Annotated in this window: 23 protein-coding genes; 9 read left to right on the top strand and 14 right to left on the bottom strand. The window is 67.7% G+C overall.

What is annotated here, in order from left to right:
- Nucleotides 1-22 precede the first annotated feature (22 nt).
- Nucleotides 23-439, bottom strand: coding sequence for a chemotaxis protein CheW (locus DEIPR_RS11465; protein WP_013623122.1), 417 nt, complete (start codon nt 437-439; stop codon nt 23-25).
- 21 nt (nt 440-460) lie between these two features.
- A complete protein-coding gene (locus DEIPR_RS11460; protein ID WP_013623121.1) occupies nt 461-820 on the bottom strand; it encodes a response regulator in 360 nt (119 codons plus the stop codon).
- A 257-nt stretch (nt 821-1,077) separates the two neighbouring features.
- Here DEIPR_RS11460 and DEIPR_RS11455 point away from each other — a divergent pair, with 257 nt between their 5' ends.
- Both DEIPR_RS11455 and DEIPR_RS11450 read left to right on the top strand, forming a co-directional pair.
- Nucleotides 1,078-2,400, top strand: coding sequence for a hypothetical protein (locus tag DEIPR_RS11455; protein ID WP_013623120.1), 1,323 nt, complete (start codon nt 1,078-1,080; stop codon nt 2,398-2,400).
- A 10-nt stretch (nt 2,401-2,410) separates the two neighbouring features.
- Nucleotides 2,411-3,205: a class I SAM-dependent methyltransferase gene (locus tag DEIPR_RS11450; protein ID WP_013623119.1), complete on the top strand. Its 795-nt coding sequence runs from the start codon at nt 2,411-2,413 to the stop codon at nt 3,203-3,205.
- Between the two features lie 81 nt (nt 3,206-3,286).
- On the opposite strand, the gene DEIPR_RS11445 is transcribed toward DEIPR_RS11450, so the two are convergent.
- Both DEIPR_RS11445 and DEIPR_RS11440 read right to left on the bottom strand, forming a co-directional pair.
- Nucleotides 3,287-5,524 carry an MMPL family transporter gene (locus DEIPR_RS11445; RefSeq protein WP_013623118.1) on the bottom strand — a complete coding sequence of 746 codons (2,238 nt, stop codon included), beginning with the start codon at nt 5,522-5,524 and terminating at the stop codon, nt 3,287-3,289.
- A gap of 219 nt (nt 5,525-5,743) precedes the next feature.
- Nucleotides 5,744-7,132, bottom strand: coding sequence for an NCS2 family permease (locus DEIPR_RS11440; protein WP_013623117.1), 1,389 nt, complete (start codon nt 7,130-7,132; stop codon nt 5,744-5,746).
- Nucleotides 7,133-7,545: 413 nt separating this feature from the next.
- Between DEIPR_RS11440 and DEIPR_RS11435 the strand changes: the two genes are divergently transcribed.
- Together DEIPR_RS11435 and DEIPR_RS11430 are read left to right on the top strand one after the other, a co-directional pair.
- Entirely contained in the window at nt 7,546-7,761 is a 216-nt protein-coding gene (locus tag DEIPR_RS11435) for a MarR family transcriptional regulator (protein ID WP_013623116.1), read from the top strand.
- Between the two features lie 280 nt (nt 7,762-8,041).
- Entirely contained in the window at nt 8,042-8,497 is a 456-nt protein-coding gene (locus tag DEIPR_RS11430) for a YbaN family protein (protein ID WP_013623115.1), read from the top strand.
- 79 nt (nt 8,498-8,576) lie between these two features.
- Here the strand turns inward: DEIPR_RS11430 and DEIPR_RS11425 are convergent, their stop codons facing one another.
- Nucleotides 8,577-9,971, bottom strand: coding sequence for an NAD-dependent succinate-semialdehyde dehydrogenase (locus DEIPR_RS11425; protein WP_041222969.1), 1,395 nt, complete (start codon nt 9,969-9,971; stop codon nt 8,577-8,579).
- A gap of 123 nt (nt 9,972-10,094) precedes the next feature.
- Between DEIPR_RS11425 and DEIPR_RS11420 the strand changes: the two genes are divergently transcribed.
- A complete protein-coding gene (locus tag DEIPR_RS11420; RefSeq protein ID WP_013623113.1) occupies nt 10,095-10,319 on the top strand; it encodes a hypothetical protein in 225 nt (74 codons plus the stop codon).
- 93 nt (nt 10,320-10,412) lie between these two features.
- Here DEIPR_RS11420 and DEIPR_RS11415 read toward each other — a convergent pair whose 3' ends face one another.
- The 9 genes from DEIPR_RS11415 to DEIPR_RS11375 form a co-directional block, all read right to left on the bottom strand.
- Nucleotides 10,413-11,165 (bottom strand): ATP-binding protein, encoded by a 753-nt coding sequence (locus DEIPR_RS11415; RefSeq protein ID WP_013623112.1) that lies wholly within the window; start codon nt 11,163-11,165, stop codon nt 10,413-10,415.
- A gap of 275 nt (nt 11,166-11,440) precedes the next feature.
- Nucleotides 11,441-12,661 carry a serine protease gene (locus DEIPR_RS11410; RefSeq protein ID WP_013623111.1) on the bottom strand — a complete coding sequence of 407 codons (1,221 nt, stop codon included), beginning with the start codon at nt 12,659-12,661 and terminating at the stop codon, nt 11,441-11,443.
- 260 nt (nt 12,662-12,921) lie between these two features.
- On the bottom strand, nt 12,922-14,769 hold the full coding sequence (locus tag DEIPR_RS11405) for an ABC transporter ATP-binding protein (RefSeq protein WP_013623110.1): 1,848 nt from the start codon (nt 14,767-14,769) through the stop codon (nt 12,922-12,924).
- Nucleotides 14,770-14,859: 90 nt separating this feature from the next.
- Nucleotides 14,860-16,677, bottom strand: coding sequence for an ABC transporter ATP-binding protein (locus tag DEIPR_RS11400; protein ID WP_013623109.1), 1,818 nt, complete (start codon nt 16,675-16,677; stop codon nt 14,860-14,862).
- 71 nt (nt 16,678-16,748) lie between these two features.
- Nucleotides 16,749-17,975 (bottom strand): MFS transporter, encoded by a 1,227-nt coding sequence (locus tag DEIPR_RS11395; protein WP_013623108.1) that lies wholly within the window; start codon nt 17,973-17,975, stop codon nt 16,749-16,751.
- 101 nt (nt 17,976-18,076) lie between these two features.
- Nucleotides 18,077-18,730 carry a LutC/YkgG family protein gene (locus DEIPR_RS11390; RefSeq protein ID WP_013623107.1) on the bottom strand — a complete coding sequence of 218 codons (654 nt, stop codon included), beginning with the start codon at nt 18,728-18,730 and terminating at the stop codon, nt 18,077-18,079.
- A complete protein-coding gene (locus DEIPR_RS11385) occupies nt 18,727-20,283 on the bottom strand; it encodes a lactate utilization protein B (RefSeq protein WP_013623106.1) in 1,557 nt (518 codons plus the stop codon). Before DEIPR_RS11385 ends, DEIPR_RS11390 begins: the two co-directional genes overlap by 4 nt.
- Entirely contained in the window at nt 20,280-21,023 is a 744-nt protein-coding gene (locus DEIPR_RS11380) for a (Fe-S)-binding protein (RefSeq protein ID WP_013623105.1), read from the bottom strand. The genes DEIPR_RS11385 and DEIPR_RS11380 overlap by 4 nt, the downstream gene beginning before the upstream one ends.
- Before the next feature lie 149 nt (nt 21,024-21,172).
- The gene (locus DEIPR_RS11375; RefSeq protein ID WP_013623104.1) at nt 21,173-22,882 is read right to left on the bottom strand and encodes a lactate permease LctP family transporter; all 1,710 of its coding nucleotides are present in this window, start codon (nt 22,880-22,882) and stop codon (nt 21,173-21,175) included.
- A gap of 309 nt (nt 22,883-23,191) precedes the next feature.
- Between DEIPR_RS11375 and DEIPR_RS11370 the strand changes: the two genes are divergently transcribed.
- The 4 genes from DEIPR_RS11370 to DEIPR_RS11355 all read left to right on the top strand — a co-directional run bounded on the left by DEIPR_RS11370 (nt 23,192) and on the right by DEIPR_RS11355 (nt 26,178).
- Complete coding sequence (locus DEIPR_RS11370) at nt 23,192-23,908, top strand: FadR/GntR family transcriptional regulator (protein ID WP_041222968.1); 717 nt, start codon at nt 23,192-23,194, stop codon at nt 23,906-23,908.
- Between the two features lie 27 nt (nt 23,909-23,935).
- The gene (gene epsC, locus DEIPR_RS11365) at nt 23,936-24,757 is read left to right on the top strand and encodes a serine O-acetyltransferase EpsC (RefSeq protein WP_013623102.1); all 822 of its coding nucleotides are present in this window, start codon (nt 23,936-23,938) and stop codon (nt 24,755-24,757) included.
- 70 nt (nt 24,758-24,827) lie between these two features.
- Nucleotides 24,828-25,748 carry a cysteine synthase CysM gene (cysM, locus tag DEIPR_RS11360; RefSeq protein ID WP_013623101.1) on the top strand — a complete coding sequence of 307 codons (921 nt, stop codon included), beginning with the start codon at nt 24,828-24,830 and terminating at the stop codon, nt 25,746-25,748.
- 34 nt (nt 25,749-25,782) lie between these two features.
- Nucleotides 25,783-26,178, top strand: coding sequence for a 4'-phosphopantetheinyl transferase superfamily protein (locus tag DEIPR_RS11355; RefSeq protein WP_041223031.1), 396 nt, complete (start codon nt 25,783-25,785; stop codon nt 26,176-26,178).
- Nucleotides 26,179-26,190: the final 12 nt, after the last annotated feature.

Here is a 26,190-nt window from a genome sequence, read left to right as displayed (position 1 = left end):
TGGGTGGGCAGGGGCTAGGGCGTCAGACCGGAGTCAGCCGGGCCTGCAACGTGCTGCTCAGCACGCCTGGGTTGATGACCCGGACCTTGAAGTCCAGACGGTAGTCGCCCGTATCCTGGGGCGCGGAAATCATTTCGCTGGTGGTGAGCGTCTCTTCGGCAGTGAGGTTGCCCACCACCTCGTCCATAGGAAACACCAGCAGTTCTTCGCCAACCTGTGCCACCAGGCCCAGGGAAGCCTGGTGCCGGGGTAACCCGGCGAGGCGGTGCAGGTCCAGCAGCGGGCGGGCCTGACCGCTGGCCGCCACGAGGCCGGCCAGGCCTCCACGGCTGCCGGGCAAGGGGGCCACCTGATCCAGTTCGATCACTTCACGGCTCAGCGGAGCCGGCAGGCCCAGAACCTCGCCCTTGTAGCGAAACAGCAGCAGTCGCTCAGCCATAGCTCAGTCCCCCACGGAAGCTCAGAGATGGCGGCTCAGCACGCCCTGCACGTCGGCGGGGGTGTAGGGCTTGATGATGTAGTCGGCCGCGCCCTGGCGCAGACCCCACTTGATGTCGGTTTCGCTGCCCTTGGAAGACACGAAAATCACCTTGAAATCGGGGTTGGGAAACTCGCGCTTGATGCCGCGCAGCACCTCGTAACCGTTGCGGTCGGGCATCACCACGTCCAGCAGGACCAGTTCCGGCTTCTCGCTGCCGATCACCTGCTCGACGGTGGCCGGGTCGCTGGTGCTCGCAACCGTGTGGCCCATTCCACGCAGCACTTCGGTCATGAAACGGATATCGGCGGGTGAGTCGTCAACAAGTAGAATCTTTGCCATCAGAAATGTTCCTCCAGAGAGATTGGGGATAAGGGTTGGGGCCGTATGGGAGCGCTCCGGTAGAGCGGTGAATCTCCCTAAATACCCCTTTAGAATCGGCCCCGGTCCTCACTGACCTCTTACATAGCCGGGCGCTGCGGCAGAAATCGCCTTGGAGACGCTTATTTCATCATCAGCCTTAATTCATCTACGCTGGGCATGCCAGCAGCGGGCCGCCTGAACGGGCTGACCCCGGCAGCCGCGCTACCCTGAGGGATATGGGAGAAGCCAAACGCCGCAAACAACTCGGTCTGATGCCCCAGGCCCATGCTTTTGAAGTGATCGCCCAGCCGCAGGACACCGGCTGGCAGCTGGAATGGCTGCGCGCCCCGCAGGGCGAGCTGGCCCGCACGCTGGAAGAGGGTCTGCAAGAAAGCCTGCCGACCCCGGCTGCCTGGCCGGCCGACTACCGCACCCGCTGGGTGGCCGCCGGGCGCCCCACCGACTACCTGAACAGCGCGGACGACGTGGAAGCAATCCGCGTGCCCGAGCGGCTGCGCCTGAGCGGCGAGCTGCTGACCGGGTTCGACCCCCGCTCGCTGAAGGACCGCGGCGACGAGGCCGCCAGCCGCTTTTTCCTGCTGGGCAGCGAGGGGCAGACTGCCCTGCACCTGCGCGAGCAGCAGGTGGCTTTCGGGAACGGGGCCTGGGAGCCGCTGCCCGCAGCGGAAATGGGCGAGCGGGCCATGCGGTTCCTGATGCAGCATCCCATCGCCCGCGAGCGCGGCGAGTTGCAGGCCAGCTATCAGGTCACCCACCACCGCGAGGGGCTGGTGACCGTAGACCCCGAGCCGCCCGCCGAGCTGCTGGGGGCGCTGGAGGAGCTGGCGCAGACCCTGCACGGCCGTGACGAGGCGGGCTGGGCCGCCGGGCACCGCCAGATGATTGAGCGCACCGAATGGGCCGACGAACAGGGCCGCGACCTGCCGCAGGGCGTGCCTGCCGCCCGCCGCCTGAACTTCGAGCTGCGGGAGCGTGCGCCGCTGAACACTCCGCTGACCACGCCGGTGGGCGAGTGGGGAGACCTGGTGATTCTGGTGGGACAGGGCAGCACCGAATTCAGCCCCGACGGCTCCACGTGGTACTCGTACGTGGACCCCAGCGCCGAGCCGACCGAGTCGGAGCTGAGCGAATTCTTCAACCAGATTCTGGACCTGGGCACCACCGAAGTCACCGTGATGGCCGACGGCCGCGTGAGCTGGGACGAGAGCGAGGTGGCCGCCGAGCACGCGGACCTGCTGCGCCAGGACCTGCTGCGGCAGACCGGCGCGGGCGACCCTGCGCGCTGGGCCGAGTTCGCCCGCGCCGCGCTGGTGGACGCCTACGAGGACACCGCACCTTTCCTGGCCGACATCCCCGCCGCCGACTTTCCGGTGCCGCAGGGCCTGCGCCTGGACGTGCCGCTGGACGCTATCGAGGACGCCGAGCACCCCAACGAGCTGCTGTTCGAGTCGCAGGTGAGCTTCGACGGTGAGACCTGGACCGACATTTACCTGGACGAGTTGCCGGCCGAGCTGCTGGCGCTGCGGCCCCAGAACTGAGGGCCGCGGGGTGCCGCGTGCCAGCCTGGCGGACTGCGACGCCATTGCCCCTGGCTACGGCTCGCTGAGCTTCCTGGCCCTGAGCGCACGCGAGTTGGTGCGCTGGGCTGGACCGCGCCCCGGCGAACACTGGCTGGACGTGGCGACCGGCACCGGCGAGGCCGCCCGCGCCCTGGCGGCTGCGGTGGGGGATGGGGGCAGCGTGCTGGCCACCGACCTCAGCGCCGCGATGCTGGACGCGGCCCGCAGACAGCCTACGCCGCCGCAGCTGCGCTACCTGCTGGCCGATGGGGCGCAGCTGCCGGTGCCCGGCGCCAGCCAGGACGGGGTGCTGTGCGCGGCGGGCCTCTTTTTTCTGCCGGACATGGCCGTTGCCCTGCGTGAGTGGCGGCGGGCGCTGCGGCCAGGGGGACAAGTGGTGTTCAGCTCGTTTACCGGGCCGCTGATGTCCCCGCTGCCGGGGGTATGGGCAGCCCGGCTGGCCCCGCTGGGCCTGAAGCCGCCCGTGCCGCCTGCTGCCCGCATCGGTACGCTGGAGGCGGCGCAGGAGCTGCTGACGGCGGCCGGCTTTGCAGAACTGCGGCTGGAAGTCCGCAGCCTGCCGCTGCTTCTCACTTCGGCGGAGGAGCGCTGGGTCCACATCGTGCAGGGGCTGGAAGGCTTGCCGCTGCGCAGCCTGCCTCTAGCGGAGGTAGCCCGGCTGCGCGCCGAGCACCTGGCGGAGCTGGCGCCCCTGTTTGCCGGGGGGCCAGCCACATTTGCCGTGCCGCTGCTGCTGGCTGCGGGGCGGGCACCCGGCGGCTGAGGCGCGGAGAAGCGGGGCCAGGGACGCGGTTCTGTGGCCCCGCTGCCTTTGCCCCGCTTCCCTCCGTTGCCTTGCGGCCGCTCAGTGCTGCAGGTCCACCTGGGGCAGCCAGCGCCGCAGCGGGGCAGGCAGCCACCAGTTCCAGTCTCCGGCCAGCCGCAGCACGGCGGGCACCAGCGCCAGCCGGACCAGCGTGGCGTCCAGCAGCACCGCCGTCGCCAGCCCCAGGCCGATGCTCTTGGTCAGCACCACCCGGCCTGCAATAAAGGCCGCGAACACGATGAACATGATCAGCGCCGCCGAGGTGATGATGCGGGCTGTGCGCCCCAGCGCCTGCGCCACGGCTTCGTCGTTTTCCAGACCGCCCTGCACGCCCTCATGCACCCGTGAAATCAGGAAAATCTCGTAGTCCATGCTGAGACCGAACATCACGGTGAACAGCAGCAGCGGAAGCATGGCGTCCATCACGCCGCTGCCCGGCGGGAAGCCCAGCAGCGCGCCCAGCGGCCCGGTCTGCACGGCGGCCACCACGCCAGCGGCGGCGGCCACCGTCAGCCCGTTGAGCAGAATGCTCTTGACCGGCACCACCAGGCTGCGGAAAGCCAGCAGCAGCAGCACGAAGGTGGCCGCGAACACGCTGAGCATGACTCCGGGTAGGGCGCCCGTCACCGCCCGGCTGAACTCGCGCTCGCCCACCGGGGCGCCGCCCAGCAGAGGCCGGCCGCTCAGCCCAGGCGCCGGCCCAGCCTCCAGCGCGGCCCGCAGCTGCGGGTCCAACCGGTCTATCTCGGCCGCGTTCAGGTAGTGGTTGGGAATCACCGTGAAGCGCAGAAAGTCGCCGCTCTGCGAAAAGCTGCGCCGGTTTAGCTCGATGGCGGCGCCCAGGCCGTCCAGCCCGCTGCCCTGGGCGCCTGCCGCCTGCAAGTCTGCTGCGCTCAGAAAAGGGCTGATGACCGCCTGCACGCCGCCGACCGCCTGCACGCGCTCCACCGTCTGCCGGAAAGCTTCGGCGTCCCGCGCGGGGTCGTAGGGCCGGGCGAGTGGCAGCACCACCTCGAACTGCGAAAGCAGCCCGCCGGCGCCCAGCCCGCGCACATCTTCCAGGGCGTCGCGGCTCTCGATACCGGGCGACAGGCCCCAGGCCCCCCCGTAGCCGGTCTGAACCGCTCCCAGCGGCCAGGCCAGCAGCAGCAGAAATCCGGCCCCCAGCAGCGTCCAGTGCCAGGGCCGGCGCATCACGCTCCAGGCCCAGCGCTGCCAGCCCGGCGAGGGCTCGGCCAGGCGGCCGGGACGCAGCGCCCAGCGGCGCGGGCTGTTGACCCGCTCTCCCAGCAGCGTCAGCAGGGCCGGCAGCACCGTGACCGAGGCCAGCACTGTCATCAGCACGGTGAGCACCCCGCCCACGCCGATGCTCTGCACAAAGGCGATGGGCGGCACCAGCAGGCCCGCCATCGCAATCATGACCGTGGTGCCGCTCCACATCACCGAGCGCCCTGCCGTCAGGAGGGCCGTGTGGGCGGCGCCCGCGCTGCTCTGCCCACGCCCCAGCTCCTCGCGGAAGCGGCTGACCATCAGCAGGGCGTAGTCAATGCCCGCACCCAGGCCCAGCATGGTGACCACGCTCTGTGCAAAGGTCGCCACCTCCATCACCCCGGTCAGCAGGTACAGCAGCGCCATGCTGGCCGTGATGCTGACCACCCCGACCAGAATCGGCAGTCCGCTGGCCACCAGCGCCCCGAACACCAGCAGCAGCACGCCGGCAATCAGCGGAAGCGCGGTCAGCTCGCTGCGCTTGGTGTCGGCCTCGGCGTAGTGGGTAAAGTCGGCGGCAATCGCCTGCCCGCCGGTCACGCCGATGTCTACGCCTCGCTGCTGCTCGAAGCGGGCGCTGTACTCGCGGATGGCGGCCAGCGTCTGGTCCGCGCCCCCGTACAGCGGAATCTGCGCCACGACCAGCTCGGCGCCCTGAGAGGTGGCCGCACGGCTCAGGCCCACCTCCTGGCTTGACCGCACTGCCGACACGCCCGGCAGTTCCAGCAGCCCGGCGCGGTAGTCGGCGGCGGCCTGCTCAGTGGCCTGCGGGTCTGCCTGCGGCCCCGGCTTGAAGACCAGCAGCACCGGATTGAGCGCCTGCTCTGCGAATTCGCCGCGCAGCAGCTCCGTAACGCGGGTGCTTTCGGCGTTCGGCAGCTCGCCGATGCTGGCGCTCAGCCGGCCCGGAGCCTGCCAGGCCAGCGGCGCGGCCAGGGCCAGCAGTACGGCCCAGACGGTCAGAACCTGTTTCGGAGCGCGGGTGACCCAGTCGGCCAGTCGGTGCATGGCCGCAGTCTAAGGGGCTGGGCACGGAAAAGCAGGGCACGGAAAAGCGGGACACAGAAAAGCTGGGTGCAGAAAAAAGGAGCAGCTGGCCTTGGGAAGGTGCCGAACCAGGCGGGCTACGGACCGGGCACAACAACGCAAAAAAGAGGTGAGGCCGCCGGTGACCTGTCCTGGCTGCCGGCGGCCCCGCTGATGTCTGGGCGCTCTAGTCTGGGTGCTCTATTCGCCCAGGTACACGTAACGCACGGCCAGCAGCGCTGCGATGAAATACAGAATGGGGCTGACCTCGCGGCCCCGCCCGCTGAGCAGCTTCAGACCGCAGTAACTGATGACGCCGAAGCTGACCCCGTTGGCGATGGAAAAGGTCAGCGGCATGAACAGCAGCGTGAGGAACGCCGGCAGCGCCTCGGTGATGTCCTCCCAGTCGATGTGCTTGAGGCCTTCGAGCATCATCGCGCCTACCAGAATCAGTGCCGGGGCGGTGGCGGCGCCGGGAATGGCGGCGGCCAGCGGCCACAGGAAGGTGGCCAGCAGAAACAGCACGGCCACGGTCACGGCGGTCAGGCCGGTGCGCCCGCCTTCTTCAATGCCGCTGGCACTTTCTACAAAGGCGGTGGTGGTCGAGGTGCCCATAAACGCGCCGAACATGGCGGCCAGGCCGTCGCTGGCGAACAGGCGGCGGGCGCGCGGCATATCCTGGTCCTCACGCATGTAGCCAGCGCGCTGCGCCAGGCCGGTCAGGGTGCCGGTGGCGTCGAAGAAGTCCACGAAGAAAAAGGTAAAGATGACGCTCAGGGCGCCCAGGCTGAGCGCTCCGGCGATGTCCAGCTGACCGACCAGGTCGCTGGGCCAGACGGGCGCGCCGAAAATGCCCGCCACGCTGCCGGTAAAGCCCGGAAAGGACTGTAGCGCTCCGTCCGCGCCGCCGGCGTACACCTGCGCCCCGGTCACGATGGCCAGAATCGTGGTTGCCAGAATGCCCCACAGCACGGCGGCCGTGACCCGGCGGGCCATCAGCGCACCGGAGATGACCAGGCCGAACAGCGCCAGCCACACCGGCGCAGCCGTCAGGTGCCCCAGGCCCACCAGGGTGGCGTCGTTCGCCACCACGATGCCGGCATTCTTCAGGCCGATGAAGGCCAAAAAGGCCCCAATGCCGCCGGTAATCGCCAGCTTGAGCGACAGTGGAATGGCCTGCACGATGGCCTGCCGAGCGCCCATCATGCTGAGCAGCACGAACAGCACGCCCGAGATGAACACGGCGCCCAGCGCGGTCTGCCAGGGCAGGCCCATGCCCAGCACCACCGTGTAGGTGAAAAAGGCGTTCAGGCCCATGCCGGGAGCCTGCGCGAAGGGGTAGCGTGCCACCAGGCCCATCACCGCCGAGCCGAACGCTGCCGAAAGGGCGGTGACCATCAGGAGCTGCACGAAGGCGTTGGGCACATCTATCGCCGCCGAGAGAATCTGCGGGTTCACGAAGAGGATGTAGCTCATCGTGAGGAAGGTGGTCAGGCCGGCACGCAGTTCGCGCTGCACGGTGGTGCCCTGCTCGGTCAGCCCGAAGAAACGGTCCAGCCAGGGGCGCTGGGTAAAAGGAATATTGGTCATGGGTCTCCTTGGAGGGTGTTGGGCCAGGCCTCCACTGGCAGAGCGGGCCGGCGCGGGGGTCACGGTGAGAAGAGCCCCGAAAAGCCCGTGACCTGCCGGTATGACAGAAAAAAAACGGCGAAATCTGAAAAAAGGCCGGGAGCGGACGCACTCGGCCTTAAGCGAACCTCCATGTTTTAGCTCATCTTCGGCCTCTGTCTCTAGTGCGTGCCTGACCCGGAGACAGCTGTGCGGGTGACCGAGCAGTGGGCAAGCGGGCCGATCCCCGATTTTTCCCGCTGTGCTGGGCCGGCTCTGCGCCGCCCCGCCTGCCCTCTTGCGGCCCCCTGACGCTGCTGACGGAAAGCCCGCATGCGTGGGCTGAACTCTGTTTTAGAGCGCATTTACAGCGCAGAACGGCCCTAGACTGGGGCATGACCTCTTCTGCCGCTACGCAAGTTCTTGAATTCCTGACCCGCGAAGGCCCCAAGGCCCACTCCGCCGACGAGCTGGCCGCGCTGCTGAACCTGGACGGTGAAACCGTGCAGGCAGCCCTGCAAGAACTGCACGCTCAGGGGTCTGCAGCGCCTGAAGAAGTGAGTGGCTATGGCGGCAGCGAAACCGTCTGGCGGGCTTCGCAGGTCAACTGAGAGCCCGCGCCCACCAGCCAGGAGGAGGCCCGGTCAAGGGGGTTTCTTCCTGGCTGTGCCAGGTCTGCTGTATCGGGGACTGGCGCCGACTACACCGCAACCTGACTCAGTCGTCAGCGGACGCTGGACCGCAAGCCGGGCCGGCCGGGGCTGCCCTGTGCGCTGCCTCTTGCGGCGCGGCGCCCTGCTACGGTCCACGCCGTCCGGCCGTGAGCGAACAGCCGGGCGGATTTGCAGTCTCTGACGCCATGTCAGCGTCCGCAGACGTTAGGCTGAACCCATGAGCGCCCCTGACCCCCGCCGAGGGGTTCCTTTCGTCCCCTCACAGACCGCAGAGAGCCCGGAGGACCATTTCCTATTTCCGCGCCCGGTGCGTCCTTTTGCCATCGGTGCCGGGCTGGTTCTGACGGCCCTGGGCATCGCCGGAGCCATCTTGCCGCTGATGCCGGGCACCGGCTTTCTGGTGGCGGCCGCGTGGCTGTTCGCCCGTTCCAGCCCCCGCTTCGAGCGCTGGCTGCTGGGGCTGCCGGTGGTGGGTGGGCTGGTCCAGGACTTCCGCAGCGGCGCAGGGATGACTGCCCGCGCCAAGTGGCTGGCCTGCGCGTCCATCGCGGCGGCGGTGGGCCTCAGTGTGGGGCGTATTCCGATGCTGGCCGGTCAGGTGGCCTGGGTGCTGATAGGTGTGGTTGGCGTGTGGTACATCGCCCAGCGGGTGCCCACCAAGCGGGAAGACTGAGCGTGTAGAGGCGAAAGGCAGGCGCCGCCCGGTCTGGTGGGCGGCGCCTGCTGCTGTTCAGCGTCCTTTGTGCAGTGGATTATTCGGTCTTGGCACCCGCGTGCGAGCCACCCACCGACACGGCTTTGGTGTTCACGAACTCCAGAATGCCCTCGCGGCCCAGTTCACGCCCGAAACCGCTGGCCTTGACCCCTCCGAACGGCAGGCGCGGGTCCGACACCGACATGGAGTTGATGAAGGTGGCCCCGGCTTCCAGCCCCTCGATAAAGCGTTCCTGCTCGGCAGGGTCATTCGTCCAGGCGCTGCTGCTCAGGCCGAAGCGGGTGGCGTTGGCCAGGGTGATGGCCTGTTCGATGTCGTCCACCACGTACAGACTGGCGACCGGGCCGAAGGTTTCCTCGAACCACACGTTCATGTCGGGGGTCAGGCCGCCCAGCACGGTGGCGGGGTAGTGGTAGCCGCTGCCCCCTGCCGGCAGTTCGCCGCCCAGCAGCAGCTCGGCGCCTTTGCTGACGGCATCCTGCACCTGCTCATGCAGTTCGTCCCGAATCTGGGCGGTAGCCAGCGGGCCGATGTCGGTCTGGGGGTCCATCGGGTCGCCCAGCCGCAGCTCCCGCATGGCCGCCACGAAGCGGTCGCGGAACGGTTCGTACACGTCCCGGTGAACGATGAAGCGTTTGGCCGCGATGCAGCTCTGGCCGTTGTTGATGGTACGCGAGGTGACGGCGCTCTGCACGGCTTCGTCCAGGTCGGCGCTGGGCATCACGATAAAGGGGTCCGAGCCGCCCAGTTCCATCAGGGCGGGCTTCAGCACGTCGCCCGCCGTGCTGGACACGGCCCGCCCTGCGCCCTCCGACCCGGTCAGGCTGACCGCCTTCACGCGCTCATCGCGCAGCACCGCTTCCACGTCGCGGCTGCCGACCATCAGGGTCTGAAAGGCGCCCTGCGGCACCCCGGCGTCCCGGAAGATTTCCTCAATGGCCAGAGCGCAGCCGGGCACGTTGCTGGCGTGCTTGAGCAGCGCCGTGTTGCCGGCCATCAGGGTGGGGGCGGCAAAGCGGAACACCTGCCAGAAAGGAAAATTCCAGGGCATGACCGCCAGAATCACGCCCAGAGGCAAGTAGCGCACCTCGGCCCGCTCGGCGCCGGTCTCGGCGGGCTGCGGCGCCAGGAACCTCTGTGCGTGCTCGGCGTAGTAGCGGCAGACTTTGGCACACTTGAGCACCTCCTGGCGCGAGGCTTCCAGGGTCTTGCCCATCTCGTTGGTGGCCAGCTGGGCGAGGCTTTCTACCCGCTCTTCCAGCAGTTCGGCAGCGCGGTTCATCCAGCCGGCTCTTTCGGCAAAGGTGGTACGGCGGTAGGTGGTGAACGTCTCGTGGGCTTGGGCTATGGCAGCCTGGGTCTGCTCGGCGTTCAGGGTGGGGTAGTCACGGAGCTTTTCTCCGGTATGGGGGTTGGTGGCGGTCATGGTCATGTCCTCATGATAACGGCGGGGGCCGCCCCACCAGGGAAATTTCAGGGTCAGGCAAAGTGAGATTTTTGTTATCTTCGGGGCCTGACGGCGGCAGCCTACCTTCCAGCACGGGTCCAGACCCACATGGGCATTCGCTACCGCAGCGACCTGCTGGAACGGACGCCCGAGCTGCTGACCCTGCGGCTGACCCTGCGTGAGTTCAGCTGCTTTCCGCAGCCTGGCGACCGCCTGCATGTCCGGCTGGGCCAGGAGCAGCTGAGCGCCACCATCATGGATATCGAGCGCGGGGCTCCCGAGGACGACTGGGACCCGGCGGTGCAGCTGCGCCTGATTTGCCGGCTGGGCTGACTTGGGTGACCCCGCCTGCAAACGGGGCCGGTCGGCCGCTGGGTCAGCCTCGCCCGGGCAGTTTGAGGCTCAGCTGCGCTGCTGCGTAGTGTCTCAGGCCACGTCCGGCAACCACACCTCTACAATCAGGCCCCCCTGCGGAGCACTCCGCGCTGCGACGCACCCTCCATGTGCCTGCACGATGCTCCGGCTGATGCTCAGGCCCAGCCCACTGCTCAGGCCCAGCCCGCTGCCGGTCTGCCGCGAGGGGTCGGCGCGGTACAGTCGCTCGAAGAGGTGCGGCAGCTCCTGCGGCGATACGCCCGGCCCGGCGTCCTGCATCTGCGGGTCACGCCGCTTCCCTCTGCCCAGGCCCGCAGCGTGACCGCAGAGCCGGGAGCGTGGTTGAGCGCGTTGCCCAGCAGGTTGTCCAGCACCTGCCGCAGTCGGTCGGGGTCGGCGGTCACGTTCAGGTCGGCGGGCACGCAGCGGCAGCTCGCCGGCTTCGGCCTGGGCCAGCAGGCGCAGGTCGGCCACCAGCCGCGCCAGGCGGCCCGCTTGGTCGTTCAGCCGGGAAAGCCGGGCGGGTGTGGGCTGAAAGGTGCCGTCCAGCATGGCCTCCAGCTGCCCCCTGATCACGGTCAGGGGCGTGTTGAGGTTGTGGGCGATATCAGCAGTCAGCTGCCGCCCAGCCTGCTGCGTGTGCACCACCTCGGCGTGCATGGTCTCGAAGCTGCCCAGCAGGTCGCTCAGCTCGTCTTGCACCGGGCGGGGAGGCAGCGGGGTGGGTTCCTCGCCCCGGCCCAGCGCCGCGATGCCGCTGCGCAGCTGTGCCAGTGGGGCTGGGTGCGGCTGCCACTGCCTCATCTGGAGGCTAGTGTGGGGCAGCGCTGTTCAGAGCCTTTGCAGGAGATGTTCAGAACCTGTGTAGAGGCTGTCCGGAAAATCGCGGAGGTGCGCCTACTTCCGTGATTTTATGCGAGCAGCGCGAGTAGACACGGACTCGCCTGAGCCGCACACCTATTTTCCGAGTGACCTCTAGAGCAGCCAGCCCGGAAAAAGTAGGAAAAGTGCGCCGAAAGTCACACGCGAAAAGCCCCCGGGTTGGGGGGCCTTTCGCGCAGAAGCTGCTCGGGGAAAACTTACTTGGTCTCGACCAGTTGCAGGTTGCCGCTGCCACTATAGGCATGGACGGCCCAGCGGTAGGTACCGCTGCCGGCGCTGTAGGAGACGCTCTCGCTGCTGGTGCTGCCTTCGCTGCGGGCCACGGTGCTCCAGCTCCCTGTGCTGGCCTTTTTCTGCAGGTACAGGTCGAAATCGGTGCCGCTGGGGCCGGTCAGGTCGCCCCGGATGGTGCCGCCTGCGTAAGCGAAGCCGGTGGTGCTGGGCGCGTAGCTGGTCTGGCCGCTGGTCAGGGTGCCGGTATAGGTGGTCTGACCGGGTGTGGGGGTCGGGGCAGGGGCAGGCGTGGTGGGGCCGTCTGCGCCCACGCCACTTACGCTGCGAATCCAGTCCAGGTAGGCGTTCACGCGGGTATACACTCCGTAGCCACGGCACTCCTGTGGGCCGTAGCTCACGATCCCCAGGACGTAGGTGCTGCCTTCGTAGCTCTGGGCCAGCGGGCCGCCGGAGTCGCCGTTGCACGAGTCCTTTTGCTGGTACGACTCGCCGCAGATGGTGTTGGCAGGCGTGCGGCTGCCTCCGCAGCTGGTGGGGTTGGGCGTGATGGGAATGCTTACCTCGCGCAGGTCGTCGCTGGTGGACGCAGTTTCGGTAATGCCCCAGCCGCTCACCACGGCGAACTTGCCGGCCACGTCCAGCACGCTTTCTACCGCATTGTTGGGCAGGCGGACAGGCTGGGTGTAGCTGTCGAAGACGATGGGCCGACTCAGCCTGATCAGCGCGATGTCGTAGGCAGTGCCGCTGGAGCGGTAGCTGGGGTGCGTGTGCAGGCTGGCCGCCGGAATGCTCTGGCCCTGGGTGGAGCTGAGCTTGTTCAGGCCCACCCGCACGGTGGCGCTGGACGCCGAAGCGCCGCTCACGCAGTGCGCCGCTGTCAGAATCCACTGGTCGCTGATGATAGAGCCGCCGCACATGGAGCCGCCCACCCGAAGATAAGCCTGGTAGGGCCGCGCTCCACGGGCACTGATGACGCCGTTCACGATTTGCCCGCTCAGGTCGCCGCTGGGCGTGAACTGCGCCGTTAGGGTCGCAGCGTCATCCGGGGCCTCGGTGGGCGCTTCCGCCTTGGCGGGGCTGGCGCTGGGCGCAGCTGGTGCGGTGGGCACCGCAGGCGCATTTTGACAGGCCGACAGGGTCGCACCGGCGCCCACGGCAGCCGCCAGCAGAATAATTTTACGCATAGTCCCCCCCTCAGGAACTGCTCTCGGGATTAGATTTCCAGTGCTGGAGTGTGGCTGAACGCTGGCTTTCAGTGCAGCCAGGTTCATGAGAGCAGCTTTAGATTATGCAAGGCGATTATGAACAGCCGGCGGGTGTGGAAAGTGAGGCGGCTCTCACCGCCAGAAAGTGCCGAACTGCAAAAGGGTTTTGTGCTGCTGGCTAAGCGGACATCGCTGCAGGTCCGCTGTGTTGTGAGTCGCCCCGGCCTGCTGCCGCAAGGTTATGCTCCTTCCTCGGCCCATAGTGCCTGCATTTCTCCGCAGCGTTCCAGCAGGTCGGGCAGGGTGCCCTGGTCCAGCACCCGGCCTCCTTGCAGCACCACCACCCAGTCGGCGCGGCCCAGGGCGGCGCGGCGGTGCGACACCACCAAGCAGGTGGCGTCCAGTTCGCTGCCCAGCGCGTCCCACAGTGCGCTCTCGGTGCGGGCGTCCAGGGCGCTGCTTACGTCGTCGAACACCAGCAGGTCGGCGTCGCGGGCCAGCATCCGGGCCACCGCCGTGCGCTGCACCTGCCCGCCGCTCAGCTTCACGCCGCGTGCCCCCACTGGCGTGTCCAGGCCGCTGCCCAGCTGCGCCAGGTCGGTGTCCAGCTGCGCCAGCCGCACCGCCCGGTCCAGCCGCTCCGCGCCGCTGCCGCTCAGCACGTTCTCGCGCAGGGTGTCGGAGAACAGGCCCGGCAGCTGCGCCGTGTAACTCGAACGCGGCGGTACGAAAAAGCTGGCCGGGTCGTCTACTCGCTCGCCGTTCCACAGAATCTCGCCGCGCTGGTGCGGCAGCAGGCCCAGCAGGGCGCGCACCAGCGTGCTTTTGCCGCTGCCGATGCGCCCGGTGACCACCACGAACTGCCCCCGGCGCACCTTCAGATTCACGTCCTGCACGCCGCCGCTGCTTCCGCCCTGGGCTGCACCGTACTGAGCTGCACCATACTGGGCGGTCAGGCCGCGCACCTCCAGCTCGCGCAGTGGTTCGGCCAGCGCTGCCGGGGCCGAGAGGGCGGGCAGCTCGCCGCGCAGGCCCAGCGGCGCGTGGCGGGTGGGTTCCTCGGGCGGGGCGTCGGCCAGCAGGCGGTTCATCCGCTCAAAGGCCACGCCGGTGCGGCGGTGGGTGGCAATCCAGTCGCCAAAAAAGCCCAGCGTGCCGGTCAGCCGGGGCAGCAGCCCGATAAACAGCACGAAATCCGCCACCACCATCTGCCCGCCCAGCACCAGCCGCGCCCCCAGCAGCAGCACCAGCCCGGTGGCCACAAAGACCATATTGGTGTTCACGCCCCGAATCAGTTCGGTCAGCAGCACGTCTTTCAGCGCGGCGTCCTGCCGGGTCTGCCCCAGCACGTGCAGGTGCGCCACCATCTCCTCCTCGCGGCCGGCCAGCTTCACAGCCCCCACCGCGCCGAAGGTCTCCCCGATAAAGTCGGTCACGCGGGCGGTGGCTTCGCGCATGCGGCGGCGGTAGGTGCGGATGCGCGGCGAGAGGCGGCTGACCACCACAATCATCAGAAACAGCGGAGCCACCGTCACCAGCGTGAGCAGCGCGTCTACCCGCAGCATCAGGGCCACCGACACCAGCACGAACAGGGCCATACCGAAGCCGTCCACCCAGGCCTCGATGTAGGCGTTCACGTCCTCCACGTCGTCGCGGAAGCGGCTGACCGCCTCGGCAGGGGTGTCGGGCAGCGCCCGCGTGCCGCTGGCCGTGAGCAGGTAGTTCAGCAGGTTACGCCGCAGCAGTGCCCCGGCCGTGCCGATCAGCTCGATAAATTTCAGAAAGGCCGCGTAAAACAGCCCGAAGCGCAGCAGCCGCACCGCCGCAAATGCGCCCAGCATCAGCCAGACCGCGCTCATTCCGGCCCCGCCCAGCTCGGCGCCGGGGCTGGGCATGACCAGTTCCAGCCGCCGGAACAGCTCGCTGACCGTCCAGGCCATCGCCGCAGGCAGCAGATACACGCTGGCCCACAGCGCCATATTCATGAGAAACAGCGCCGGATTGTAAGCGATGATGCGCCGCGCCAGCGCGAAGGTCTGGCGGCCATCAACCCGGTAGGGGTGAGGGGGGTGGGAATGTACAGTCATGGGGGCCTCCGGGGTCATCAAGGTCTAAGGGGCTGAGCGTCTAAGCGTCTAAGGGGCTGATGGGCTGGCGGTCTGAGGACGAGCCAGGGGTCAGACCAGCAGCTCTTCCAGCAGGGCTTCGGCGCTTTGCTCGCGCACCCCTGCCGAGGCGCGCAGCAGCGCGGCGTACTGCGACTGCGGGTCGGCGGCCAACACTTCGCGGGGGCCGAATTCCAGCACCTCGCCGGCGCCCAGCACCAGAATCCGGTCGGCGCGGGCCACCGTTTCCAGCCGGTGGGCAATCACGATGGCGGTGCGCCCGCTGAGCAGCCGGGTCATGGCGGCCGTCAGGGTGGCCTCGGTGGCGGGGTCCAGGCGGCTGCTGGGTTCGTCCAGAATCACCACGGCCGGGTCGCGCAACAGCACGCGGGCGAAGGCCAGCAACTGCTGCTGCCCCGCGCTGAGGCTGCCGGTGGGCAGCGGGGTATGCACGCCGCGTTCCAGCCCGTCCAGCCAGGCACCCAGGCCCACCTCGTGCAGGGCGGCTTCCACCTGCCCATCGGTCACGCTGGGGTCGAAAAAGGTGAGATTGTCGCGCACGCTGGCCTGAAAGACCTGCACGTCCTGGCTGACCACCGCCACCCGCGCGCGCAGGCTGGGCAGGGCAATGTCGGTGGTGGGCACGCCGCCCAGCCGCAGTTCGCCGCCGGAGGGGTCGTACAGCCTGGCGACCAGCCGGGTCAGGGTGGTCTTGCCGCTGCCGGTGCGGCCCAGCAGACCCAGCGTCTGCCCGGCGGGCAGGGTGAACGACACGTCTTTGAGCACCCGTTCCGCGTCCGGCGCGTAGCGAAAATCCACCCGGTCGAAGGTCAGCTCCGGTGCCCCCGCAGGCAGCTGCTGCGTGCCGCTGGGCAGTTCCGAGCGCAGCGCCAGCAGCTCCCCGATGCGGCCCAGACTGGCCCCAGCCTTCTGCAGGTCCTGCAGCTGCTGGCTGAGCTGGTCAATCGGTTCTTCCACCATGCTCATGTACGAGTACAGCAAAAAAGCTGTGCCCAGCGTAATGGTGCCGGCCGCGTACAGGCCAGCCGCTGAGGCCAGAATCACCACGTACCCGGCTGCGAACAGTCCCATGCTCAGTTGCCAGACGGTGGCCCGCGCTTTCCACGAGGCCAGGAAACTGTGGAAGAACTCGCGCTGCACCTTCAAAAAGCCGCGCAGGTGGTGCTCCCCGGCTCCCAGGGCGCGCACGTCGTCCAGGCCGGCCAGCCGCTCCTCCACGTACCCGTACAGCTGCGCGCTGCTTTCGCGCTCGCGCCGGGTGGGCTCCACACCTACCCGGCGCACCCGGTTCATGGCCCACAGGGTCAGTGCCGCAAACAGTGTCACGCCCAGGCCAATCCAGGCGTTTACCCGCCAGAACATGACCAGTGCGCCCAGCAGCAGCAGCCCCGCGCCGAACACCCGTACCGCGAACTGCGAGAAGAAATTGCTCAGTGCGGTCACGTCGCCGTCGATGCGCTCAATCAGCTCGCCGGGGGTGCGCTCCTTGTGCTCGGCCATGTCCAGGCTCAGCAGGTGCCGGGTCAGCTCCACGCGCAGGCGGTTGGTGGCCTGCCAGCCCACCCGCGCTCCCAGGTAGCTGGCCGCAGCGTTCATCAGCTGCACAGCCACCGCGAAGGCGATGTAGGTAAGTGCCAGGCCCGTTAGCGTGTTCAGGTCGGCCTCCGCGCCCAGCCGGGCGGTGTCTACAAAGCGGGCCAGCAGCTGCGGCAGGTTCAGGTTCAGGGCGGTGGACCCCAGCAGCAGCGCGGCCAGGGCGGCCACCCACCACTTCAGCGGGGCCAGGTAGCCGCCCAGCACCGCCAGCGTGCGGGCCGAGTCGCCCGCTGGGGGCCGCTGGGCGGCGGGAAGTGAGCTTTCGGCGGTCATGCGCTCAGGCTACGGCGGCCCGGCTGCGCGGGGCATGGGCCAGATGGCGTAGTGGGGAAGGCACCTGTCCTTCAGATGGGTTCCAGCGCTGTCATCTCGGCCCGCCGGGTCTGAATGCGGCCTTCCAGTACCATGTACAGCCCCGCTGAGGCAAAGCCCAGGCCCGCCAGGACAACCCACATCGGCGCGGCTCCGGCCCGCTCCAGCAGCGCGGCGCCCAGCAGTGGAGCCAGCAACCCCGCCAGCCCCGCCATGCTGCCCACCAGCCCGATATACCGCCCGCGCTGCTCGGGTCGGCCCAGTTCGCTGATCACTGTCTTGGAAATCGAGTAGGCGACGATTTCGCCTACGGTCCAGACCACCACTGCCAGCATGTGCGCCCAGAGGGTGGCAGCAAAGGCGTGCCCCAAAAAGCCCAGGCCCAGCAGCGCCGCTCCGATAGGTTGCCAGCGCGGATGGTTGTCCCGGGCAATCAGGTGACCCAGTGGCAGGCCCAGCAGCACCACCAGCGCGCCATTGACTGCCAGCACCTGCCCGTACTGCGCCGCTGCATAGCCCGCTTCTGCGAACACCAGCGCCAGCAGCTTGTAGCCCTGATAGGTCAGCGAGTACAGCAGTGTGGCCAGGCAAAACTGCCACAGCAGCCGGTCACGGGGCAGCCCCAGGCCCCTTGCTGCAGCTCCCGCTGCGGGCGGGCGGCGCTCAGGCCGGGTGTTGGGAAAGCGCAGGGTCAGCAGCAGCGCATAGATGAACATGGCCGCCGCGTCCAGCCAGAACACCAGCCGAAACGACACCCCCGCCAGCCAGCCGCCCAGCACCGGCGCGACAGAAGCGCCCACATTGATGGCCCAGTACAGCAGGTTGTAGGCGCGGGTCCGCTGGGGCCCCTGGGTGAGCCCGGCCACGGCGCTGCTCACCGCAGGCTTGTACATGGACTGAAATAGCGCAAAGGCCAGCACCCCGCCGAACAGCTCCGCAAACGTGCGCGCCTGGGCCAGCAGCAACAGCATCAGCCCGCCGCCTGCCAGCGAAAGCCGCATGGTCACGGCAGTGCCGAAGCGGTCACTCAGCGCACCACCCAGCGGCTCGGACACAAAGCGGCCAATCCCCATCGCGCTGAGGATCAAGCCCACTTGCCCCAGGCTCAGGCCACGCTCCGCACTCAGATAAAAGCCCAGCAGCGGCACCACGAACTCGCCCACGCGGTTGATCAGGGTGCCGGCCCACACCACCCAGAAAGCCGGCGGGTAGGCGGCGTACAGCCGCCGCCAGGGCGTAAGGGCAGGTGTGGAAGTCACGCCGCCATCATGCGCCGGGCGGCCGGTGGAGGGAAGTGTTGTCTCTGTAGACGTTGCAGAACTTCCTGTTGCGGCTCAGGGTGCGGTCCGTGTGCCCCGCGCTACTCCGCGACCACAATCACATGCAGCGCACGCGGGCCGTGAACGCCTTCGACCCGGACCAACTCGATGTCGCTGGTGGCGCTGCCGCCGCTCAGCCAGGTCAGCGGCCGCCCGGCCCGCACCGCAGGGCCGAGCCGCTCCACCGCTCCACGCACCGTCTGCACAATCTGGTTTTCGCGGACCACGCACACATGCAGGTCGGGAATCAGGCTCAGCGCCCGGCGCCCCTGCCCCGCGCCGTGGTCCAGGCAGATGGTGCCGGTTTCGCTGACAGCCACGGCGCAGCCGGTCACCACCGCCTCGGCGCGGTCCAGCTGGGCGTGGCTCAGGCGTGGCTCGTCGCGCAGCTGCTCCAGTCCAGCGGGCAGCCAGTCCGCCGGAATGCCAGCGGGCACCAGCACGCGCTGAGCGCGGCCCAGCGCCGCGGCAATGGCCTGGGGCAACTCGGCCAGCGGAACGCGGGTGTAGTGGGCCCGGTAGTCCAGAATGCGGTCACGGAACTGCTCTTCACGTTCGGCGGCGCTCAGCGGCTGTGGGCGCGGGTAAGGGGGTTTTTCTACCGGCGCGGCTCCAGCAATAGCGCGGTTGATGACCGTGAGCATTTCTAGCCTGGCTTCGGCGTTGTGGGGATGAACGGACTTTGGGTGGCTCATGCGTGGTCCTCGCCTTCTTGGCCGTGCTGACCGGCTGGAGTGTGGCCGCCTTCCTGCACATTTGCAGGCGGGCCCCCGCGGCTCTGGGCGTCCTGAACGATGTCGGGCGGGCCAGCCTGTGTGCTAGCGCCTACGGTGCGGGAGACCTCACGCTGTTTCCACCACTCGCGGAAGCCTTCACGGGGCAGCGCAGGCAGGTCGCGTACCTCGGTCCACCCGGCCAGCATGCCGGGCAGCCAGCTGATTTCGCCCTGCCGGACCAGCGGGCCCTGGCCCAGGCGGGCCAGCCGCAGCGCGCCTTCCCAGCGCCAGCCTTCGCTCATCGCTACGCGGGCCGCGCCCATCGCCAGGCTTTCGGCATTTGGGCCCTTGTGCGCGTTGCCCTCATTACGCAGATAAATCAGCACCTGCGGAATATTGATTTCGACTGGGCACACCTCATAGCAAGCGCCGCACAGGCTGGACGCAAACGGCAGGCTGTTGGCGTTCTTGTCGTGCATGCCCAGCAGCTGCGGCGTCAGGATAGACCCGATGGGGCCGGGGTAAACACTGCCGTACGCGTGCCCGCCCGCCCGCTCGTACACCGGACAGACATTCAGGCACGCCGAGCAGCGAATGCAGCGCAGGGTCTGGCGACCAAACTCGTCGGCCAGGACGTGGGTGCGGCCATTGTCCAGCAGAATCAGGTGGAATTCCTGCGGGCCGTCGCCCTCGGTCACGCCGCTCCAAAACGAGTTGTAGGGATTCATCCGCTCAGCCGTCGAGGAGCGCGGCAGCGTCTCCATGAACACGGCGATGTCTTCCCAGGTGTCCAGCACCTTTTCTATCCCCATGATGCTGACCAGCACTTCGGGCAGCGTCAGGCACATGCGGCCATTGCCTTCTGATTCCACCACGCACACGGTGCCGGTTTCGGCCACAGCGAAGTTGGCCCCCGACACGGCCATGCGGGTGGTCAGGAACTTGTGGCGCAGGTAGCGGCGGGCGGCGGCGGCCAGGTCCTGGGGGTTGTCGCTCAGCCCACCCTCGCCGGGCAGCTCCGCATTGAACAGCGCCTGAATCTCGGCGCGGTTGCGGTGAATGGCAGGCACCAGGATGTGGCTGGGCGTATCGTGCGACAGCTGCACAATCAGCTCGGCCAGGTCGGTTTCGATGGCATGGATACCGTGCTCCTCCAGCGCCTGATTCAGCTCGATTTCGTCGCTGGTGATGCTCTTGACCTTGATCAGCTCGCGCTCGCCGTGTGCCAGGGCGATGCGTGCCACGATTTCACGGGCCTCGGCAGCGTCGCGTGCCCAGTGGACCTGGCCGCCGCGTGCCTGCACATTGCGTTCCAGTTCCAGCAGCCGGTCCGACAGGTTGACCAGGCTGTCATCTTTGGTGGCTGCGCCGAGCTGCCGCAGCTGCTCCCAGTAGGGCAACTCGGCCACCACGGCGGCCCGCTTGGCGCGGATGGTGTGGGTCACCTTGCGCAGATTGGCCCGCAGCTGCGGCTGATTTACCGAAGCTTCGGCGGCTTTGGGAAAGGGCGCTTTGGGGTGCAGTCCACTCATGCAAAGACCTCCTCTTCGGTGCTGGCCAGAATCTCGGCCAGGTGAACGGTGCGGACACCTGAGCGCAGGCGGTGCAGCCCACCGCCGATATGCAGCAAGCAGGAGTTGTCGCCCGCCGTGCAGGCTTCGGCTCCGGTGTCCTGAATATGGCGGGTCTTGTCGGCCAGCATGGCCGCGCTCACATCGGCGTTCTTGACAGCAAAGGTGCCGCCAAAGCCGCAGCATTCCTCGGCCCCTTCCAGCTCCAGCAGGGTCATGCCGCGCACATTTCGCAGCAGTTGCAGGGGCCGGTCGCCCACGTGCAGCATCCGGGCCGCGTGGCAGGTGGGGTGGTAGGTCACGCGGTGCGGGTAGTACGCCCCAACGTCGGTCACGCCGAGCCGGTCTACCAGAAACTCGCTCAGCTCAAAGACCCGGCTTTCGAGGGCCTGCACGCCGCGCAGTAGCTCGTCGTCGCCTGCCCACTGGGCAGCTTGCGGGTACAGTTCGCGCACCATCGCCGCGCATGACCCGCTGGGCATCACCACAGCTTCGGCGTCCCGGTACTCGCGCACGAACTTGCGGGCCAGCACCAGCGCGTCCTCGCGGTAGCCGGTGTTCATGTGCATCTGCCCGCAGCAGGTCTGACAGGGGTTGAAGCGCACTTCACAGCCCAGGCGCTCCAGCAGCCGCACGGTGGCCTGTCCGGTGCGGGGAAACATGGCGTCGTTCACGCAGGTCAGGTAAAGGTCTACTTTCATGGCTCGGCTCCTTGTGGGTTCTTTGGGTTCTTGTCTGGGTGGGGTGCGGGAGGAGAATGGCGCGGGGGGCCTGGAGTGGCCCCGGTTTTCCCGCGCTGCATGCATTCGGCACGCGCTCAGATATGGCCTTGTGCGGCCACTCTAGGCGTTTAGGGGAGTGGAATCATGCCCGGTACCACATAGGCCTGGAGATAAGTGATCAGCATAATGACGGCCAGAAAGCCCAGGCTCTTGCGAACCGTGAAGCGGAACAGGTCGCTTTCCTTGCCGACCAGGCCCACGGCAGCTGTCGCCACGGCAATGCTCTGGGGGCTGATCATCTTGCCGGTCACGCCGCCGGTGGTATTGGCCGCCACCATCAGGGCCGGGTTGACCCCAATCTGCTGCGCGGTCACGTACTGAAGGTTGGAAAACAGCGCGTTGGAACTGGTGTCCGAGCCGGTCAGGAACACGCCCAGCCAGCCCAGCACCGGGCTGAACAGCGGGAACAGCTGCCCGGTCTGTGCCAGGGCCAGGGCCAGCGTGGCGCTCTGCCCCGAGTAGTTGGCGATATAGGCAAACCCCAGCACCAGCATGATGCTCAGGATAGGCAAGAACAGTTCGCGCACGGTTTCGGTAAAAGTCTGCACGCCCTGCCTCACGCCCATGCCCAGCACCGCCATGCTCGCCAGCGCTGCCAGAAAGATAGAAGTGCCGGTGGCCGAAATCAGGTCCAGCTTGTAGGTGGCGGCGTAGGGGGTCGGTTCGGCCACGATAGGCGCTACCTTCAGAATCTCGTTGTGTACGCCGGGCACGTCCCAGTGCAGCACGGTTCCTGCCAGTGCGCCGCCAGTCTTGGCATCGAACAGCGCCTTGAAGGCGGGCAGGGTCCACACAATCACGAACAGGGTCAGCAGCAAGAAGGGCGACCAGGCTTTGATCACGCGGCCCGTGGTCAGCGGTTCGCTCGCTGCTGGGGCCTGGGGTGCGCCCACTTCTTCGCCTACGCCAGCAGTCGCGGCGGCCACGTCATCGGGCACCGGCTGCACCTCGCTCGGCTGCCAGAACTTCAGGAATCCGGCGGTGGCGACCAGACTGACCAGCGCCGAGGTGATGTCGGGCAGCTGCGGCCCCAGGTAGTTGGAAGTCAGGAACTGCGTCAGCGCAAAGCTGAAGCCAGCCACCAGCAGCGCGGGCCAGGTCTGGCGTACGCCTTTGAGGCCGTCCATCACGAACACCATAAAAAACGGCACAAACAGCGCCAGCAGGGGCAGTTGCCGCCCGGCGATCTGCCCGATGATGTGCGGGTCTATTCCAGTCAGGTTGCCCGCCACCGTGATGGGAATCCCCAGTGCTCCAAAAGCCACCGGAGCTGTATTGGCAATCAGGCACAGGCCAGCGGCGTACAGCGGATTCAGGCCCAGGCCCACCAGTAGCGCCGCCGTGATGGCTACCGGCGCGCCGAAGCCCGCTGCCCCTTCCAGAAACGCCCCGAAGCAAAAACCAATCAGCACCACCAGCAGCCGCTGGTCGTGGGTGATGCTCAGCACCGACTCACGGATAACAGCAAACTGCCCGGTCTTGACGGCAATCTTGTATAGAAAAACGGCAGTCAAGATGATCCAGCTGATGGGCCATAGGCCGTAGCCGAAGCCGTACAGGGTCGCCATCACAGCTTTGGCGATGGGCACGCCGTAGCCGAACACGGCGACCAAAAAGGCCAGCAGCACGGTGATGGCTCCAGCCACGTAGCCCTTGAGCCGCAGGCCCACCAGGGCCACAAAGAAGAAGACAACCGGAATCAGCGCGGCGGCAGTGGACAGCCACAGGTTCCCTCCGATTGGCGCATAGTTCTGGGTCCAGAGCTGAGCGGTTTCCATAAGTCCCTCCATACAGCGTTGGCTGGCCCGCACAGGCCAGACGCGGCTGCCCTTTTCTGTTGTCAGATGCCAGAAAGTTTAGAGATAAGGTGTTCTAAATGTCAACTGTTCTGAACAATAGAACTCCGGGCTTCCGGTGCGTAGGCGGTTATGCCGTCAGGCAGCCATTTCAAATCCTTCCCGCATTCGTGTAGAACCTGGAGAATCATGCCCCGCACCCGAGCCCAGCACGCCGCCCCAAGTCAGAAGTCACCCAGTCAGAAGGTATCCAGTCAGCAGCTGCCCAGTCAGAAAGTGTCCGGCCAAAGGATGAAGGCCCAAATTCAGCCGCTCAAGCGCCAGCCTTCAGTGGGGGCCAGCATTGCTGCACAGTTGCAGACTCTGATTCAAAGTGGCGCGTACAAACCTGGTGAGCGGCTGCCAGGGCAACGTCAGCTGGCCGAGCAGTTCGGGGCCAGTCTGGCTGGGGTCCGCGAGGCCCTCAGCGTGCTCTCGGCGGCTGGGTTGGTGGAAGCCCGGCCAGGACGCGGAACGCTGGTGCGCTCGGTGGGGGACGGCGAGCCCACCTTTGACGGCTGGCTAGGTGCGGTGGGCGACGCCAGCGAGTTGGCCGAGCTGATCGAGGCCCGCCGATTGCTGGAAGCTTTTACGCTGCGGGAAGCGGCGCGGCGAATCACGCCCGAGGGGGCTGCTGAGCTGTCCGCCGCGCTCGAAGACCTCCGGGCGGCACTCGGCGATCCCGAAGCCTACGTGCAGGCCGATATGCAGTTTCACCTGTGCCTGGCGCGGCTGGCTGGGAACCGGGTCATCCTCCGGCTGATGCAGGCCATCCAGGCCCCGCTGACCGAGCAGCTGCGCAGCTCCATCTCTCACCTTAGCGAGCGTGGCGCACTGGCCGAGAACTTTGCCACCCATGAGCGGCTCTATCTCAGTGTGGCAGCCAGTGACCCGCAGCAGGCGCAAGCGGCCTTTGACGATATGCTGCGCGGCGCACTGGCCGCCTTTGAAGAACTGGCAGCCCGCTGAGCGCACAGCCTGCCTATACTCCTTGCCATGACGCCTGTGCCGGCCTTTCTCAGCGACGATTTCCTGAATCAGCTGCTCCAGCACCACCGCGAAGGCGGGCGCTATCCGCCCAGTGAGTGGGTGGTGGGCTGGGCCGAAGAGCTGCTGTACACGCTGTTTCCTGAGCAGACTGGGCGCTGCATCGGGAACGCGGACTGCCTGCGAGCTGAGCTGATTCGCCTGGAAGCGGGACTGGCCCGCACCCTGACCCCGCTGGGAGCCGAGCTGCCTGACGGCGCCCATCCCCTGGCGGCGCAGTTCATGGCCGGGGTGCCGCAGCTCTATGGCCTGCTGGTTGCTGACGCCCATGCCATGTGGGAAGGCGACCCGGCGGCCCGCAGTCACTACGAGGTCATCCGGGCCTATCCGGGCTTTTACGCGGTGGCGCTGTACCGTATGGCACACCGGCTGCACCGCCTGGGCGTGCCGCTGCTGCCCCGGCTGCTCACCGAGCGGGCGCACAGCCGCACCGGAATAGATATTCACCCCGGCGCCGAAATCGGCGAGAGGTTCTGCATAGACCACGGCACCGGCATCGTCGTGGGTGAAACCGCCCACATTGGCAATGGGGTCAAGCTGTATCAGGGCGTGACCCTGGGGGCGCTGAGTGTCGAAAAAGAACTGGCCGGCACCAAGCGTCACCCTACCATTGAGGACGGCGTGGTGATTTACGCCGGAGCGACCATCCTGGGCGGGCAAACGGTGATTGGAGCCGGCAGCGTGATCGGCGGCAATGTCTGGATTACCCGCAGCATTCCGGCCGGGGCCAAGGTGTACTACCGGGGCGAGCTGGACGTGCGCACGGGCTGAGGTGGGTGCCAGGGGCCAGCACGTCCGAGCTTGCATTTGCCCCGGCTGCCCCCGCTCTACACTGCACCCCATGACTGCTTCTACGCCCGCTTCCGCCCTGCACGCTTCCGCCCTGGACCTGATCGGCAACACGCCGCTGGTGCGGCTGCACAGCCTCAGCACCGATCTGGTGGACGTTTACGGCAAGCTGGAAGGCCAGAACCCCGGCGGCAGTGTCAAGGACCGCGCGGCCCGCGCCATGATCGAGGGGGTGCTGCAGCGCGGCGAGCTGGCCCCTGGCACCCGCCTGATCGAAGCCACCAGCGGCAACACCGGCATCGCGCTCGCCATGCTGGCGCGGCTGCACGGCCTGGATATCGAACTGGTCATGCCTGAGAACTCCACCGCCGAGCGTGTGCAGACCATGCGCGCCTACGGAGCCACCGTCACCCTGACGCCCGCTGCTGGGGGCATGGAAGCCGCCATCGACCACATGCGTGCCGAGGTGGACGCGGGCCGCGCCCAGATGCTCAACCAGTTCGGCAACCCCGACAACCCCCGCGCCCACTTCGAAACCACCGGCCCCGAAATCTGGCGCGACACGGCGGGGCAGGTCACCCATTTCGTGTCCAGCATGGGCACCACCGGCACCATCATGGGGGTGTCGCGCTACCTCAAGGAGCAGAGCGCGGCCGTGCAGATTGTCGGGGTGCAGCCCACCGAAGGCTCCAGCATTCCCGGTATCCGCCGCTGGCCCGAAGCTTACCTGCCCGCCAACTACGAGCCGGAGCGTGTAGACCGCGTTATCGACGTGAGTGAGGCCGACGCCCGCACCATGACCCGCGCCCTGGCCCGTGACGAAGCGGTGTTTGCCGGCATGAGCAGCGGTGGAGCCGCCCACGCCGCCGCGCAGCTGGCCCGCGAGCTGACCGCCGCCGGTGAGCGTGGGCTGATCGTGACCATCGTGTGTGACCGGGGTGACCGCTACCTGTCGTCCGACCTGTTCGCCTGAAGCCCGCGGCCGCTGGCCCGCTATCATGGCCCGCGTGATTGTCGCCGTGGGCCACGACCTGATTGAGCTGGAGCGCATCCGTGGGCTGCTGCGGCGCGAGCCTCAGCGTTACCGCCGGCTCTTTACCCCCGCCGAGCTGGACTACGCCCACGCCCAGCGCGACCCGGTTCCCTCGCTGGCGGCCCGGTTCGCGGCTAAGGAAGCTTTTCAGAAGGTCTGGCCGCGTCCGTTCGGCTGGCAGGAGGTCTGGGTGGAGCGTGCCCCCACCCCCGGTGGCCCGTTCGAGCGGGCCGCTCCCCGGCTGCACTTCGCCCCGCACATTGCCGCCGAGATGGCGCAGCGGGGCTGGCGGGCACATCTCAGCCTGACCCACAGCCGCGAGCACGCTTCGGCAGTGGTGGTGCTGGAGCAGGGTTCTCCTTACGGCTGAAAGCTGGGCAGC

The sequence above is a fragment of the Deinococcus proteolyticus MRP genome (assembly GCF_000190555.1).
Taxonomy (GTDB): Bacteria; Deinococcota; Deinococci; order Deinococcales; family Deinococcaceae; genus Deinococcus; species Deinococcus proteolyticus.
The sequence above is the reverse complement of the archived record's forward strand: the minus strand, read 5'-3'. Positions and strand labels throughout refer to the sequence as shown.

Coding starts and splice junctions, on each gene's coding strand:
- DEIPR_RS11465 (WP_013623122.1), bottom strand. CDS start 439: ATGGCTGAGCGACTGCTGCTGTTTCGCTACAAGGGCGAGGTTCTGGGC.
- DEIPR_RS11460 (WP_013623121.1), bottom strand. CDS start 820: ATGGCAAAGATTCTACTTGTTGACGACTCACCCGCCGATATCCGTTTC.
- DEIPR_RS11455 (WP_013623120.1), top strand. CDS start 1,078: ATGGGAGAAGCCAAACGCCGCAAACAACTCGGTCTGATGCCCCAGGCC.
- DEIPR_RS11445 (WP_013623118.1), bottom strand. CDS start 5,524: ATGCACCGACTGGCCGACTGGGTCACCCGCGCTCCGAAACAGGTTCTG.
- DEIPR_RS11440 (WP_013623117.1), bottom strand. CDS start 7,132: ATGACCAATATTCCTTTTACCCAGCGCCCCTGGCTGGACCGTTTCTTC.
- DEIPR_RS11435 (WP_013623116.1), top strand. CDS start 7,546: ATGACCTCTTCTGCCGCTACGCAAGTTCTTGAATTCCTGACCCGCGAA.
- DEIPR_RS11430 (WP_013623115.1), top strand. CDS start 8,042: ATGAGCGCCCCTGACCCCCGCCGAGGGGTTCCTTTCGTCCCCTCACAG.
- DEIPR_RS11425 (WP_041222969.1), bottom strand. CDS start 9,971: ATGACCATGACCGCCACCAACCCCCATACCGGAGAAAAGCTCCGTGAC.
- DEIPR_RS11420 (WP_013623113.1), top strand. CDS start 10,095: ATGGGCATTCGCTACCGCAGCGACCTGCTGGAACGGACGCCCGAGCTG.
- DEIPR_RS11415 (WP_013623112.1), bottom strand. CDS start 11,165: ATGAGGCAGTGGCAGCCGCACCCAGCCCCACTGGCACAGCTGCGCAGC.
- DEIPR_RS11410 (WP_013623111.1), bottom strand. CDS start 12,661: ATGCGTAAAATTATTCTGCTGGCGGCTGCCGTGGGCGCCGGTGCGACC.
- DEIPR_RS11405 (WP_013623110.1), bottom strand. CDS start 14,769: ATGACTGTACATTCCCACCCCCCTCACCCCTACCGGGTTGATGGCCGC.
- DEIPR_RS11400 (WP_013623109.1), bottom strand. CDS start 16,677: ATGACCGCCGAAAGCTCACTTCCCGCCGCCCAGCGGCCCCCAGCGGGC.
- DEIPR_RS11390 (WP_013623107.1), bottom strand. CDS start 18,730: ATGAGCCACCCAAAGTCCGTTCATCCCCACAACGCCGAAGCCAGGCTA.
- DEIPR_RS11385 (WP_013623106.1), bottom strand. CDS start 20,283: ATGAGTGGACTGCACCCCAAAGCGCCCTTTCCCAAAGCCGCCGAAGCT.
- DEIPR_RS11380 (WP_013623105.1), bottom strand. CDS start 21,023: ATGAAAGTAGACCTTTACCTGACCTGCGTGAACGACGCCATGTTTCCC.
- DEIPR_RS11375 (WP_013623104.1), bottom strand. CDS start 22,882: ATGGAAACCGCTCAGCTCTGGACCCAGAACTATGCGCCAATCGGAGGG.
- DEIPR_RS11370 (WP_041222968.1), top strand. CDS start 23,192: ATGAAGGCCCAAATTCAGCCGCTCAAGCGCCAGCCTTCAGTGGGGGCC.
- epsC (WP_013623102.1), top strand. CDS start 23,936: ATGACGCCTGTGCCGGCCTTTCTCAGCGACGATTTCCTGAATCAGCTG.
- cysM (WP_013623101.1), top strand. CDS start 24,828: ATGACTGCTTCTACGCCCGCTTCCGCCCTGCACGCTTCCGCCCTGGAC.